The 14057-nt window shown below is 72.7% G+C and carries 11 protein-coding genes and 1 tRNA gene; 1 reads left to right on the top strand and 11 read right to left on the bottom strand.

Going from position 1 to position 14057, the window contains the following annotated elements; translation table 11 throughout:
* Positions 1-145: 145 nt before the first annotated feature.
* A tRNA-Cys gene (locus ACH4E8_RS28830) sits at positions 146-220 on the top strand.
* A gap of 53 nt (positions 221-273) precedes the next feature.
* Here the strand turns inward: ACH4E8_RS28830 and ACH4E8_RS28825 are convergent.
* From ACH4E8_RS28825 to ACH4E8_RS28775, 11 genes are all read right to left on the bottom strand, one after another.
* On the bottom strand, positions 274-831 hold the full coding sequence (locus ACH4E8_RS28825; protein WP_398453607.1) for an AAA family ATPase: 558 nt from the start codon (positions 829-831) through the stop codon (positions 274-276).
* 680 nt (positions 832-1511) lie between these two features.
* A complete protein-coding gene (locus ACH4E8_RS28820; protein ID WP_398453604.1) occupies positions 1512-3827 on the bottom strand; it encodes a xanthine dehydrogenase family protein molybdopterin-binding subunit in 2316 nt (771 codons plus the stop codon).
* Positions 3824-5431, bottom strand: coding sequence for a 2Fe-2S iron-sulfur cluster-binding protein (locus tag ACH4E8_RS28815; protein ID WP_398453944.1), 1608 nt, complete (start codon positions 5429-5431; stop codon positions 3824-3826). The genes ACH4E8_RS28820 and ACH4E8_RS28815 overlap by 4 nt, the downstream gene beginning before the upstream one ends.
* Positions 5432-5577: 146 nt before the next feature.
* Complete coding sequence (locus tag ACH4E8_RS28810) at positions 5578-6474, bottom strand: FAD binding domain-containing protein (protein WP_398453601.1); 897 nt, start codon at positions 6472-6474, stop codon at positions 5578-5580.
* Positions 6475-6773: 299 nt separating this feature from the next.
* Positions 6774-8465: a beta-N-acetylhexosaminidase gene (locus ACH4E8_RS28805; RefSeq protein ID WP_398453599.1), complete on the bottom strand. Its 1692-nt coding sequence runs from the start codon at positions 8463-8465 to the stop codon at positions 6774-6776.
* Positions 8466-8553: 88 nt separating this feature from the next.
* Entirely contained in the window at positions 8554-9378 is an 825-nt protein-coding gene (locus ACH4E8_RS28800; RefSeq protein WP_361962517.1) for a carbohydrate ABC transporter permease, read from the bottom strand.
* Positions 9379-9470: 92 nt separating this feature from the next.
* The gene (locus ACH4E8_RS28795) at positions 9471-10472 is read right to left on the bottom strand and encodes a carbohydrate ABC transporter permease (RefSeq protein ID WP_398453597.1); all 1002 of its coding nucleotides are present in this window, start codon (positions 10470-10472) and stop codon (positions 9471-9473) included.
* 25 nt (positions 10473-10497) lie between these two features.
* On the bottom strand, positions 10498-11802 hold the full coding sequence (locus tag ACH4E8_RS28790) for an extracellular solute-binding protein (RefSeq protein WP_398453591.1): 1305 nt from the start codon (positions 11800-11802) through the stop codon (positions 10498-10500).
* Between the two features lie 277 nt (positions 11803-12079).
* Complete coding sequence (locus tag ACH4E8_RS28785) at positions 12080-12361, bottom strand: DUF3039 domain-containing protein (protein WP_361962150.1); 282 nt, start codon at positions 12359-12361, stop codon at positions 12080-12082.
* 52 nt (positions 12362-12413) lie between these two features.
* On the bottom strand, positions 12414-13181 hold the full coding sequence (locus ACH4E8_RS28780) for an ABC transporter permease (RefSeq protein WP_398453589.1): 768 nt from the start codon (positions 13179-13181) through the stop codon (positions 12414-12416).
* Complete coding sequence (locus ACH4E8_RS28775) at positions 13178-13975, bottom strand: ABC transporter ATP-binding protein (protein ID WP_398453587.1); 798 nt, start codon at positions 13973-13975, stop codon at positions 13178-13180. Before ACH4E8_RS28775 ends, ACH4E8_RS28780 begins: the two co-directional genes overlap by 4 nt.
* Positions 13976-14057: the final 82 nt, after the last annotated feature.

Genomic DNA, 14057 nt, shown 5'->3' with positions numbered 1-14057 from the left:
CCTGTCGCTGGGCGGGCCCGGGCTGGTCCCTTGGTCGTACGACCGGCGGGAGAAATGTGAACGGCACATGGCAGTCACATTGCAGGGGGTCGGGAATCCTTGGCCGGGCCGGGGCGCGCGATCTACGTTCTTCTCACGAACACCCGACCGTGTGCCCGAGAGGCTCAGGGACTCGCCTGCAACGCGAGGTACACCGGTTCGAATCCGGTCACGGTCTCCAGGACGCGTCAGTGACCGCCCCCGGCGAGGAGGGGGGCGGTCACCGGCGCGTTCTCAGACCTTCGCCTCCGGCAGCCGCGCGAGGAGGGCGTCCACGGTCTCCTCCGGCGTCAGGGCGCTGGAGTCGAGCCAGAGCCCGATCGGCGGCGTCTCCTGCCGCAGCACCGCGTCCAGCCGCGCCACGGTCCAGTCGCCGCCGTACCCGGTCTTCGCCCGCCCGGCCTCGCGGGCGGCGACGGCGTCGGGCGCGGGCGCGAGGACGACGACGTACAGGGGGCGGGTGCGCACGAGGTCCACGTAGTGCGCCAGGTCCTCGCCGATGACGATGTCCTGGACGACGGCGGTCACGCCGGCCTCCGCGTACAGGTCCGCCGCGGCGGCGGAGATCCGGTGCCGCAGCCGCAACTCCTCCCGGGCGGGCGACCCCGGACCGCTCTCGACGGTCATGTCCGCGCCCCCCGTCACGATCATGCGCCGGAACGCGTCCCCGCGTACGTGCGCGGCGCGGGGCAGCCGTTCGGCGAGGTGCTGGGCGACGGTGGACTTGCCCGAGGCCATGATCCCGGTGAGGAGGAGGACGGCGGAGTCGAGGGGGCTGGGGGTCGTTGGCATGCGCCGACGCTAGGCTCGCTGCCGCTCGCGCTCAACCGATTTCGGCTTCCTGGGCGAGCCACTTGGACACTGGCACCGTTGCCCTCCCGGCGCATTGGTCTCCGCGGCCCGGCGGTGGGCTTGTCGCGCAGTTCCTCCCCCCTGTGCCCTGCGGGCACGCGGGCACTCCTACCAATGCCCAGAGGGCGCGGCGGGACCCCAGCGCCCCTGGCCCCAGCGCCGTTGCTCTGCGGGTGCGTTGCTCGCTGCGGACCGTGCGTGGTTGTTCGCGCAGTTCCGCCCCCTACGCCCAGGGGCATGGGGGGACCCCCAGCGCCCCTGATTCGCTGCCCCCGTCGGTTGAGTGCGGATCGTCTTCGGTTCGTCGGGGTTCTTATTCGCTCAGCTTGTCATCGCACCTGCAGGGGAGAGGGTTTAGGGGCGCTGGGGGTCCCCCCGTGCCCGCAGGGCACAGGGGGCGGAACTGCGCGAACAACCCACCACCGGGCCGCAGTGACCAAGTCACCCACAGGGCTACGGCGGTGGTGTCCAGGGGCGCTGGGGGTCCCCCCCATGCCCCCTGGGCGTAGGGGGCGGAACTGCGCGAGAAACCACGCACGGTCCGCAGAGACCAGCGCACCCGCAGGGAAACGGCGGACATGTCCACCGCGCCCGGCACAGCACAGCGCAGCGCAAGCGCGTTACGCGTGGGTCACCGCCGCCTGGGGGCGGATGGGGAGGCGGTTCACCGGGCGGCCCGTCGCCGCCCGCACCGCCGCCGCCACCGCCGCCGGCGACGTCACGATCGGCACCGCGCTCGCCGCCTTCGCTCCGAAGGACGCCACCACGTCCCGCTCCTCCACCAGCTTCACGATCCGGATGTCCGGCGCGTCCAGCGCCGTCGGCAGGGCGTACCCCGTCAGGTCGGGGCGCCGGACCGTGCCGCGCGAGGTGCGCAGGTTCTCCGTGAGCGCCGTGCCCACGCCGAAGGTGACGCCCGCCTCGATGCGGGTCGCGAGCTGCGCCGGGTTCAGCACCCGCCCGACGTCCTGCGCCACCGCCATCTCCACGACCCGGATCGAGCCCAGCTCGATGTCCACGTCCACCACCGCGCGCACCGCGCAGAACGCCATGCCCACGAAGGCGTCGCCCTGGCCGCTGTCGTCCAACGGCTCGGTGGGGTGCGGGCGGCACTGCGCGGTCGCCCACAGCTCCTTGCCGTCCAGCACCTCCGCGACCGTCACGGAGAGCACCCCGTCGTACGAGGTGATCTTGCCGTCGGCGATCTGGAGCAGCTCCGTGGACATCCCGAACTGATGGGCCAGCGGCTGGAGGAGCTGGGTGCGGACCATCTTCGCGGCCCGCTCCACCGCACCGCCCGAGACCCAGGTGTGCCGGCCGTGGCAGGCCGGGCCCGCGGGCGGCTGGTCGGTGTCGACCGGTGCCATGCGGACGTCGTCGATGCCGAGCACGTCCTGCACGATCTGGCGGGCCAGGGTGGCGAAGCCGGAGCCGGTGTCGACGGCGGCGCAGATCACGGTGGCGACGCCGTCGTGGACGCGGACGGTCGCCGTGGAGACCTCGTCGGCGCCCTCCGCGCCGAGCATGTGGACCATGCCGAGGGCGTAGCCGACGCCGCGGCGCACCGCGCCCGGCTCGCCCGCGCCCTCCGGGCCGCCCGGCAGCAGCCAGTCGTCCTCGGGCGAGTCCTTCGGCAGCGCGGGCAGCGGGTAGTCCCGTACCGCGTGCAGCAGTTCGGCCACCGGTGCCGGGCAGGTCACGGTCTGCCCGGTGGGCAGGAGGTCGCCGGTCGCCAGGACGTTGCGCAGCCGGACGTCGGTGGGGTCGAGGCCGAGCTTCGCGGCGAGCTTGTCCATCTGCGCCTCGTACGCCGCGCACACCTGCATCGCGCCCTCGCCGCGGACGTGGCCGGCGGGCGGGTTGTTGGTGCGCACCGCCCAGCCCTCGATGAAGGCGTGCGGGACGACGTAGGGGCCGCAGGCGAAGGCGACCGCGGCGGCCAGGGACTCCGAGGAGTCGTCGGCGTACGCGCCGGCGTCCAGGAGGAGTTGCGCCTCCACCTTCACCAGGCGGCCGTCGGCGTCCGCGTGGTGGCGGTAGCGCAGCAGCGTGGGGTGGCGGTGGGGGTGGCCGAGGAAGGACTCCTCGCGGGTCGCGGCCAGCTTCACCGGGCAGCCGGTGCGCAGCGCGAGCAGGGCCAGCGGCAGTTGGAAGCCGGGGTCCTCGCGGTCCGACGTGGCGCCGGGCACCCCGGTGACCACGACCTTGACCCGGTCGGGCGCGAGGCCCAGGAAGGACGCGGCGAGGTCGCGGTCGGTGTGCGGGTCGGTGGAGGCGACGTACAGTTCCACCCCGCCGTCGGGGCGGGGCACCGCGAGGCCCGCCTCCGCGCCGATGGGCGCCGGGTCCTGGCGGCCGATGCGGTACAGCCCCTCGACGACGACCTCGCCGGTGACGTCGGGGTCTCCGTAGCGCAGCGGGATGTGCCGGATCAGGTTGCCGTCGGGGTGCAGCGGCGGCGCCTCGAAGGCGGCTTCGGGGTCGGTGACCGGCTCCAGGACCTCGTACTCGACCGCGATGGCCGCGGCGGCGAGCCGGGCGGTGTCCGGGTGGTCGGCGGCGACCGCGGCGATCGCCTCGCCGTGGTGGCGCACCGCGGTGGAGGCGAAGACGGGCCGGTCGGCGACGCGCCGCCCGTAGCCCTTGTCGCCGGGGACGTCCTCGTGGGTGATGACGGCGCGTACGCCCTTCATCTCCAGGGCGGCCGAGGTGTCGACGGAGACGATGCGGGCGGAGGGGTGCGGGGCGCGCAGGATCGCCGCCCACAGCAGTCCCTCGGCCCACAGGTCGGAGGCGTACGGGAAGGTGCCTTCGGTCTTCGCGCGCGCGTCGGTGGGGGCCAGGGACGAGCCGAGGCCCCGTTCGTCGACGGGCTGTTCCGGCCCGGGCGAACCGGCCGCTTGGGGCGTCGCGGTGGTGGCCGCGTCGTTGCTCACGCCATGCCTCCGTCGTGCGGGTGGGGCTGCACACTACCCGCGCCGGGAGGCGCCTGGTGCGGAATGAGTGGGTCCGGGCCGGGGCCGGTCGGGCCGTGCGGATCAGCGCCCTCGGTGGCCTCTGCGGCTGCTGCGTCGTCGGCCAGGGCCGCGGCGCTCGCCTCGCGCTCGGTGACGACCTGTTTCACCGCGTCCAGGACCCCTCGGTAGCCGGAGCACCGGCACAGGTTGCCGCAGAGGGCTTGGCGGGTCTCCAACTCGGTGGGGTTGTGGTTGCCTTCGAGCAGGTCGTGCACGGTCATCGCCATGCCGGGGATGCAGAAGCCGCACTGCACGGCGCCGCAGGCGGCGAGCGCCCGCTGCACGTCGGACGGTTCGCCGTCGGTGGCGAGCCCTTCGACCGTACGGACTTCGCTGCCGGCGGCGGTGGCCGCGGGCACCAGGCAGGAGGCGACGAGACGGCCGTCCACCTGGACGTTGCAGGCGCCGCACTCGCCTTGGGAGCAGCCGTCCTTGGCGCCGGCGAGGCCGAGGCGCTCGCGCAGCACGTACAGCAGCGACTCGCCGATCCAGGCGTCGGTGACGGGCCGGTCGGTGCCGTTGACGCGCAGGACGTACGAGGTGGGCGGGTGCTCCTCGAAGGCGGGCGGGGGGACGGCCGCGGGGGCTTCGGCGGCGTCCGGGGCTTCGGGGCCCTCGGGGGCTTCGGGCGCGGCGGTACGGGGCGCGGGCACCGCCCCCGCGGACGGTTCCTCGGGCGCAGCCTCGGGTTCGGGTGCGGGCGTCTCGGACGCAGCCGGCTCAGGCTCGACGGGATCGGGGGCGACGGTTTCCGGTGCGACGGGCGCGGGCGCGGCGGTCTCGGGGGCGTCCACGGCGGCCTGGTGGCCGTCGGCCGGCGCCGGCGTATCGGGCTGCTCCTCCTGCGCTTCCGCGGGCACCGGGTGCGGCTGCGCCGGGTGCGCCGCGGGCGCCGCCGGCGCGTGCGCGGCCGTGTCGTACCCGCCGTTCTCGGGCGCGGGCCGGGGCGCCGAGGCGTCGAGGCCGTCGGCGGGCGCTTCGGTCTGCGGGGGCTCGGGTTCGGTCGCCCACGGCGCGGGCGCACCGCCCGGCAGGGTCGTGGGCGCATCGGTGGCCCAGGGCGCGGGGGCGCCGCCGGGCAGGGTCGGCGGGGCGGAACTCCACTGCTGCGCCTGGAGCATGGCGGCGGTGTACTCCCCCGTCTCCTCCGGCAGGTCGCCGTGGGCGACCGGGATCGTCCACTGTCCGGTGACGTCCGATGCGGGCGCGGGCGTCGGCGCGGTCGACTGGTCGGCGTCCGGGAAGGCCCACTGGGCGGTGGCGTGCGGGTCGTCGGTGTACGGCACCGCTGAGGCGGCGGAGGCCGAGGATGCCGAGCCGGGGGCCTCCGGCCAGCCCTCGGGGCCGTGCGGCTGCGCCAGCGCCTCCTGGGGCACCTGCGGGTCGGCGACGGGCGTCAGCGGCAGGATCATCGGCGGCACGTAGCCGTGTCCGGGCGCCTCCAGGGGCGCGGCGCGCAGCGCCTCCTCCGAGGGCAGTTGGACGAAGGCGGTCGCGTCCTGCTCGAACGCGCCCTGCGGCATGGGCTGCCAGCCGCCGTGCTCGGGGGCGTGCGGCGCCGGGTACTGCGGGTGGTGCCCGCCCTGCTGGGCGGCCGGGGCGGTGTGGTCAGCGTGGGGCTGGTGGTCCTGCTCCCCGGCCCCGTTCTCAGTGTTGTTGGTGTTGCCGTTCACGACAGCGCCCTCCCCAGTGCACGCCGGGCCAGCGCGGCGACGGTGCGCCGCAGATGCAGTACGGCGGGCGGCAGCACCTGCTGCTCCTCGCCCTGGGCGGCCGGCTCGGGGTCGGGGATGCACGCGGCGGCTACGTACTCCCCGAAGGCCACCAGCGCCTCCGTCGCGAGCCCGCGCTCGCCGTCCCAGTCGATCAGCGAGGCGATCCACCGCTCCGCCTCCAGCGGGCGCAGCGGCATCGTCGCGATGGCGCCGACGGCGCAACGCACCCCGCGCCGCTGCGGGTCGAGGACGACCGCGACGGACGCGGTGGCGCGGCCGGGGCCGGTGCGTCCGGTCGCCTTGAGGAAGACCTGCGGCGCGTGCAGCAGAGGTACGCGCACGTGTCCGATGAGTTCGGCGGGGGCCAGCGCCTCGCGGCCGGCCAGCAGATGGGCGACCGGGACCTCGCGGCGGCTGCCGCCGGGGCCGGCCACGATGAGGTCGGCCTCCAGCGCGGCGAGCACCGGCAGGGTGTCGCCGGTGGGGGCGGCGGATGCGATGTTGCCGCCGAGGGTGCCCGCGTTGCGGATCTGGGGCGGTCCCGCGGCGCGCGCGGACGCGGCGAGCGCGGGGATCAGCGCGGCGAAGTCGGGGCGGCCCATGCGGGCGTGGGTGAGACCGGCGCCGAGGAGGGCGTGGCCGTCCTGGTAGCGCCAGCCGCGGATCTCGCTGATGCGGCCGAGGCCGACGAGTCCGGCGGGGCGCAACTGCCCCTTGTTGACCGCGGCCATGAGGTCGGTGCCGCCCGCGACCGGCACCGCGGCGGGCATGTCGGTCAGCGCTGCCACGGCCTCGTCGAGCGAAGCCGGCATCGTCACCGACTGCGATGTCTGCGGTGCGTGCGTGGTCACCCCAGCTGCCCCTTCCCGGTGTCCGGCGATCCCGCCTGTGTTGCCGTACCGTACGTGCTCACAGCCCGGACGTGGCAACTCTGGCACATCTTCCGAGCCGCCCGCCGCGGGGGTCCGCGAAGGGCACTTCCGCGACGGATGCGCCTTTGCTGGGGCGATCACCCTGTTTGGCGGGTTGACGGGCCTTCGGCGCACCGCGCGGATCGACACGGTTCGCCATGGGTCGGGACGAGTTGTTCCGCAGCACGGTTCCCACGGTGCCAGGAGCCCGGCGCGCGGGCACCGGGCTCCTGGGCGGATCACACGTTCGGGTTCGGCGCTTCGCGGGGATATCCGGTCACGCCGGGCCGCTTCTGCCAGGGCAGCGGCCCGGTGGGCGGCCGGTAGCCGACGCCGAGCGCGTCAAGCCGCGGGTAGTGCGCCCCCAATCGGCGCTCGAAGTCGGCGAAGTCCCGCTCGTCGGGCGCGGGCAGTTCGGACCAGGCGACTTCGGCGAGGGCGACGAGCCGGGGGAAGACCTGGTAGTCGACCCGGGCGCGCTCCTGCATGACCTCGGTCCAGACGTTGGCCTGGGTGCCGATCACGTGCTTGGCCGCGTCGGGCGTCAACTCCGGCGGCACCGGCTCGAAGCGGTAGACGCTCTCCAGGGTCTGGACGAAGCCGATCGGGATGGGCTCGTCGGGGTCGTCGCTCTGGCGGTGGTCGAGGTAGACCCGGTGCTCGGGGCACATCACGACGTCATGACCGGCCTTGGCCGCCTCGATGCCGCCCTCGTAGCCGCGCCAGGAGGAGACGGTGGCACCGGCGGCGAGCCCGCCCTCCAGGATCTCGTCCCAGCCGACGAGCCGTCGGCCGCGCTGGGTCAGCCACTTGTCGAAGTGGCGCATGAACCACGACTGGAGGCCGTCCTCGTCGCCGACGCCGAGCTCCGCGATGCGGGCCTGCGCGGTCGCGGACGCCTTCCACTGGTCCTTGGGGCACTCGTCGCCGCCGAGGTGGATGTAGGGCGAGACGTCGGCCGGGAAGAGCTCCAGCAGCTCCTCCAGCACGCCCTCGTAGAAGCGCAGCACGGTCTCGGTCGGGGCGAGCACGTTGGGGTTGATGCCCCAGGTGTCCCAGGGGGTGAGCGCCGAGGTGTCGATGACGTCGGTGTTGCCGAGTTCCGGGTACGCGGCGATCGCGGCCTGCGAGTGGCCCGGGATGTCGATCTCGGGGACGACCCGGATGTGCCGCTCGGCGGCGTAGGCGACGATCTCCCGGATGTCGTCGTGGGTGTAGTAGCCGCCGTACGGCTTCTCGTCCCACAGGTCGGAGAAGCGGTGGCCCCACTTGGTGCGCGGGCGCCAGGAGCCGACCTCGGTCAGGCGCGGATGGCGCTTGATCTCGATGCGCCAGCCCTGGTCGTCGGTGAGGTGGAAGTGGAAGACGTTCAGCTTGTGCGCGGCGAGCAGGTCGAGCATCCGCAGCACGTCGGACTTGTGGGTGAAGTGCCGCGCCACGTCGAGCATCATGCCGCGCCAGCCGAACCGGGGCGCGTCGTCGATGGTCTGCGCGGCCAGTTCGGGGGCGCCGGCGGGCCCGACGGGCGCGGCGCGGAAGGCGGTGGGGCCCAGGAGTTGGCGCAGGGTCTGGGCGCCCCAGAAGACGCCGGCGCCGCTGCCGCCGCGGATCTCCACGCCGGTGCCGTCGGTGACGGTCAGCCGGTACGCCTCGGGCTGGAGGTCCTCGTCGACGAGGAGGGTGAGGGAGTTGGGGGCGGCCGCGGCGCCGGGGGCCAGGGGCAGCCCGAGGGCCGCGCCGACCGTGCTGCGCAGCCAGCGTTCGGCCCGCTCGGTGCCGGGGGCGGCGTACAGGGTGGTGTGCGCGTCGGGGGCGAACGATCCGCCGCCGTCGGCGGGGCGGACGGACTGCGGGGCGGGGACCAGCAGGGGGCCCGCCGGCCCTTCGGGGGAGCCTTGCGTCGGGCCGCCGGTCGTCGTGGCGTCGGGCATGGTGTGGATCCTTCCTTGGCCGGGTGAGCCTTGGCTTTCGGGGGTCCGGGAATTCCCTCCGGCCGCGGGGGAACGGCCGGAGGGGGTATCAGTCCTTCACTGCGCCGCCGAGTCCGGAGACCAGTCGGCGCTGTACGAGGACGAAGAAGACCAGCACCGGAATCGTCATCACCGTCGAGCCCGCCATGATTCCGCCCCAGTCGTTCTCGTCGGGTTTGAAGAAGACGAGGAGCGCCATCGGGAGGGTCGACTGCGAGGTGTCGCTGATGATGAACGACTTGGCGAAGAGGAAGTCGTTCCAGGTGGAGATGAAGGAGAAGACGCTGGTGGCCACGAGACCCGGGAAGACCAGCGGGAAGAGGATCTGCCACAGGAATCGGGTGCGGCTCGCGCCGTCGATGTAGGCGGCCTCTTCGAGCGCTTCGGGAACGGCCTTCACGAATCCCCGCAGCATCCAGATGGCGAAGGGCAGCGAGAAGGCGATGTGCGGCAGGATCAGCGACCAGAGGGAGTTCAGTTGGCCGAGGTCCCGCATGAGGAAGAACATCGGGATCGTCAGTGCCTCGATGGGCACCATCTGCGCCACCAGGAACATGATCAACAGCGTCGTGCGGAACTTGAACTTGAATCGGGTCACCGCCGTCGCCGCCAGGAAGGCGATCAGCGCGGAGGCGAGCACGACCGTGCCGGCCACGAAAAGGCTGTTGAGGAAGTAGCGCCCGAATTCCTGCTGCTCGAAGACGCGGCGGAAGGAGTCGAGCGACGGGTTGAGCGTCCAGGGGCGCGCCTCGGTCGACTGGATCTCGCCGGCCGGCTTGAAGGCGGAGAGCACCATCCAGTACAGCGGGAAGGCGACGACGACCGCGACGAGGAGCGCGGACGCCTCGGCGGCCAGTCGCCAGGGCCGCCGGATGCGGAAGGAGCGCGTGCGGCCCGTCGACTTGCCCGTCGGACTGCTCGTGGGGTCGCCCGCCGACTTGCTCGTAGAAGTGCTTGTAGAAGTGCTCACAGCTCTTCTCCCTGGCGTCGCATGAGGCGCAGATAGACGAGGGTGACGGCCAGCAGGATCAGCAGCATGATCACGCCGATGGCCGAGCCCAGGCTGTACTGCGAGGACGCGAACGCCTTCTGGTACGCGTACACGTTGAGCACGAGGTTCTGCCCGGCGATGCCGCCGCCGGAGGTCATCACGTAGATCTGGGTGAAGACCTTGAAGTCCCAGATGATCGACTGGATGGTGACGACGATCAGGATGGGCCGCAGCATCGGCGCGATGATCGTGCGCCAGATGCGCCACTGGGACGCCCCGTCGAGCGAAGCGGCCTCCAGCACCTCGGAGGGGATCGCCTTGATGCCCGCGTACACGGTGACCATGACGAACGGGAACGAGCACCAGACGACCTCGAAGAGGACGAGCGCGAAGGCGCTGTAGCGCCCGTACGTCCAGGAGAAGTCGCCGAGGCCGAGCAGCCGGTTGACCGGGCCGTGGTCCGGGTCGAAGAGGAAGACCCAGACGGTGGAGCCGGTGATGGCGGGGGTGGCCCAGGCGCCGAGCGCGGCGAGCATCAGGGCGAGCCGCGGCACCGCCCGGATGCGGGTCAGCAGCACGGCGAGGGCGCAGCCGACGGCGAGGGTGGCGATCACGCAGGCGGCGGCGAAGACCACCGTCGCCAGCAGGACCTGCCAGAACTGGCTGTCGGCGAAGAGGGTCTGGTAGTTCCCGAAGCCCTTGAAGGTGGTGGGCTCGCCACCGCTGACCTGGGCCTGGGTGTATTCGAGGAACGAGATCAGGCCGAGCTGGTAGATCGGGTAGACCAGCAGGGTCGCCAGGACCACCAGCGCGGGGACGAGGTAGAGCCAGGGCGTCCAGCGGCTGCCGTGCCGCCCGCCGGGCCCGCGCCGGCGCGCGGACCCTGACTTCCCGTTCCGACCGGAGAGCTTCTCGGCGGGGGCCGGGGCGGTGGTGGTGGCCACCGCGCCCGGCCCCGCTGTCGCTTCGTGCGTCATGTCGAGGTGTCCGCGTCCCGTCCGGTCAGCCCGCGGCGGAGAAGGCCGCGTCCATCTTCTTGGCGGCCTCGTTCGAGGCGGCGGCCACGTCCTTCTTGCCGCTGACGATCTCCTGGAACATCGTCGGCAGGACGGTGGAGGCGTCGATCTGGCCCCAGCCGGCGGAGGCGGGGACGAACTTGGCGCCGGCGGCGAGGGTGTCGACGAAGGGCTTCACGAAGGGCTCCTTCGCGGCGATCTCGGTGCGCACGTCGGTGAAGGTGGGCAGGAAGCCCATCGATTCGAAGAGCTTGCGCTGGCTCTCCTTGCCGGTCAGCTCCTTCATCAGGTCGACGGCGAGGGTGCGGCGCTCGCTGCTCTTGAGGACGCCGACGTTGTTGCCGCCCGCGAAGGCGGGGGCGATGGAGCCGGCCTTGACGCCCGGCAGCGGGACGACGGCGTACTTGCCCTTCGCCTTGCCCGCCTCGACGGCCTGGTGGTTGAAGTCGCCGCCGATGGCCATGGCGGCGGTGCCGGAGGCGAAGGCGGTGATGGTGGCGTTGCCGCCCATGGAGGCGCACTTGGCGGCGGGACAGTTGTCGTCGCCGAAGAGGGAGGTGTAGGCGGTGATGCCCTTCTGGGCCTCGGGGCTGTTGATCGCGGACTTGTAGCTGCTGCCGTCCTGCTTGGCGAATTCACCGCCGTTGGACCAGATGAACGGCATGGCGCCGTAGGTGTACGTGCCGCCGACGGCGAGGCCGTACAGCTCGGGCTTGGCCTTGCGGATCTGCTTGGCGGTGGAGATCAGCTCGTCCTGGGTGGTGGGCGGCTTGAGGTTCAGCTCCTTGAACACGTCGGTGCGGTAGTACAGGGCGCGCACGCCGACGAAGAGCGGGGAGCCGTAGACCTTGCCGTCGACGGTGACGGACTGCTTGGCCGTCGCGTCGGTGTCCTTGGAGTCCGCCCAGTCGCCGAACTCCTTGCTGACGTCGGCGAGGCCGCCGTCCTTCACATAGCTGGCGGTGTCGGTGTTGCCGTACTCGATCAGGTCGGGGGCGCTCTTCGGGTCGTTGAAGGCGGCCTTGATCTTCTGGGCGCGGGTGTCGACGGGGATGTACTCCACCTCGACCTTGGTGTCCTTGTTCCGCTTGGTGAAGGCGGCGATGGCGTCGTCCACCACCTTCTTCTTGGGCCCGTTGTTGACCTCCTGGAAGAGCCAGACCCGCAGGGTTCCGGACTTCTCGTCCTTGGAAGAGCTGTTGTCGGAGGTCTGGGGTGCGCACGCGGTGGCGGTGAGGCCGGCGAGGACGAGCGCGGTGACCGGAGCGGCTATGCGGGAGCGGATCTTCATGGGCGGTCCCTCGGGGTGAGTGCGAGGTATGCATTGCGACATATGCAACGCATGTTTCGTGCTGCACAACAGGAGGCGAACATAGAACGGCTCAAACCTGGGGACAAGTGGTCTCAACCACTCTGTGACCGGGCGGAGCATCCTGTGCAACGGCCGCCGAAAACCCCCCAGAAACCTGCACATCGCCACAGAAAACACAGAACGGCCCCTGGGGCGCGACTCATCGCGCGCCCCAGGGGCCGTCGTGGACCCGCCGCCGGTACCCGGCGGCGCTGCCCTACTTCTTGTCCTTGCCGCCCTTGTCCCCGCCGGGACCCATGGAATCGTAGATCTCCTTGCACATCGGGCAGACCGGGTACTTCTTGGGGTCGCGACCCGGCACCCAGACCTTCCCGCACAGCGCGACCACGGGAGTGCCGTCGAGGGCACTCGCCATGATCTTGTCCTTCTGGACGTAGTGGGCGAAGCGCTCGTGATCGCCGTCGCCGTGCGACACCTGCGGCGTCGGCTCTACGAGGGTTCCCGTCCCTGTCCCGCGATCGGGCTCAAGAGTGCTCATGAAATCCAAGGGTACCCGGGTGCCCGCGGGGCGCGGCCCTTGTGTGGCCGGGTCACGCATCGCGCCGGCGCAGGGCCAGCAGACCGGCCAGCACCGCCGCCGCGGTCCAGGTCAGGATGACCACCAGCCCCGTCTGCGGGCCGTAGTCGATCCGGTCGAAGGGGACGGTGGACATCAGCCGCGAACCGGCCAGGTGCGGCAGGAAGCGACCCGCCGCCGTGATCCCCGGCAGCGTCGCCAGCACGTCCCCGATCACGAAGAACAGCGGCACCAGGACGGCCAGCGAGGCGATCGTGCTGCGCAGCACCGCGGCGACCCCGGCGGAGACCAGGCACAGCAGGGTCAGGTGGAGGGCGAAGCCGAACACCGCCCGGAGCGCTCCCGGGTCCCCCAGGGAGGCGTTCAGCTCCCCGCCCATCGCGGTCTGGGCCGTGAAGAAGGTGGCGAAGGCGGTGGGCAGGGCCACCGCGAGCGTCACCGCGCCCAGCACGGCGACCTTCGCGGTCCAGTACGCCGTACGGTCCGGCACGGCTATCAGCGAGGAGCGCACCAGGCCCGTCGTGTGCTCGCCGGCGACGGCCATCACGCCCAGGCAGACCACGGCGAGCTGCCCCAGGGAAACCCCGGCGAAGCCCGTCAGGACCGGGTCGAAGTCCTCGGTGCGGTAGTCCGCCGCGTTCGTCCGGATCATCGTCCCGTACAGGAGCCCGAAGGTGACGTTCGCCCCGAAGGCCGCCGCCAGCGTCCACCAGGTGGAGCGCAGGGTCCGCAGCTTGAACCACTCGGCGACCAGCGCGGGGGCCAGCGCGCCCGCCCTCATCGCACACCCCCGCTGACGCCGGTGCCGCCGGTGCCGCCGGCGCCTGCACTGCCGGCGCCTGTGCCGTCGGCCCGGTCCGTGGGCGGTCCTGCGGCGGTGAGCCGGATGAACGCCTCCTCCAGGGAGCCACCGGGTGAGGCGTGCGCGGCCACCACCTCCTGCACCCCGCCCTCGGCCAGCAGCCGGCCGCGGCCGATGACCACCACCTGGTCCACGGTCAGCGCGGCCTCCCCCATCAGGTGCGAGGAGACGAACACGGCCCGCCCCTGCCGCGCCAGGTCGCGCATCAGCGTGCGGATCCACACGATGCCCTCCGGATCGAGCCCGTTCACCGGCTCGTCCAGCAGCAGATAGCGGGGGTCGCCGAGCAGGGCCGCCGCGATCCCCAGTCGCTGCCCCATGCCCAGGGAGTACGTCCCCGCGCGGCGGTGCGCCGCGGCCCCGAGGCCGACCTGCTCGATCACCTCGTCCACCCGCGCGTCGGATATCTGGTGCGTACGCGCGAGGAAGCGCAGATGGGAGCGGCCGGAGTGGCCCGGGTGCACGGCCTTGGCCTCCAGCAGCGCGCCCACCGTGCGCAGCGGGTGGCGCAGCCGGGCGTACGGCACGCCGTCGAAGAGGGCGGAGCCGCGGGTGGGCCGCTCCAGGCCGAGCATCAGCCGCAGCGTGGTGGACTTGCCCGCGCCATTGGGCCCGAGGAAACCGGTGACGCGGCCGGGCTGCACGGAAAAGCTCAGGCCGTCCACGGCCGGGGTCCGGCCGCGGTGCTTGGTCAGGTCGTGGATGTCGATCACGTTCTCCACCGTGACGCACGCCGCCGGCTCCGCGCCTCCCCCGCCGGGGGGAAAGGCACGTCTCCCTCTGGCGGGGGAGGCG

This window comes from Streptomyces sp. NPDC017979 (genome assembly GCF_044328175.1).
Classification (GTDB): Bacteria; Actinomycetota; Actinomycetes; order Streptomycetales; family Streptomycetaceae; genus Streptomyces.
The sequence above is the reverse complement of the archived record's forward strand: the minus strand, read 5'-3'. Positions and strand labels throughout refer to the sequence as shown.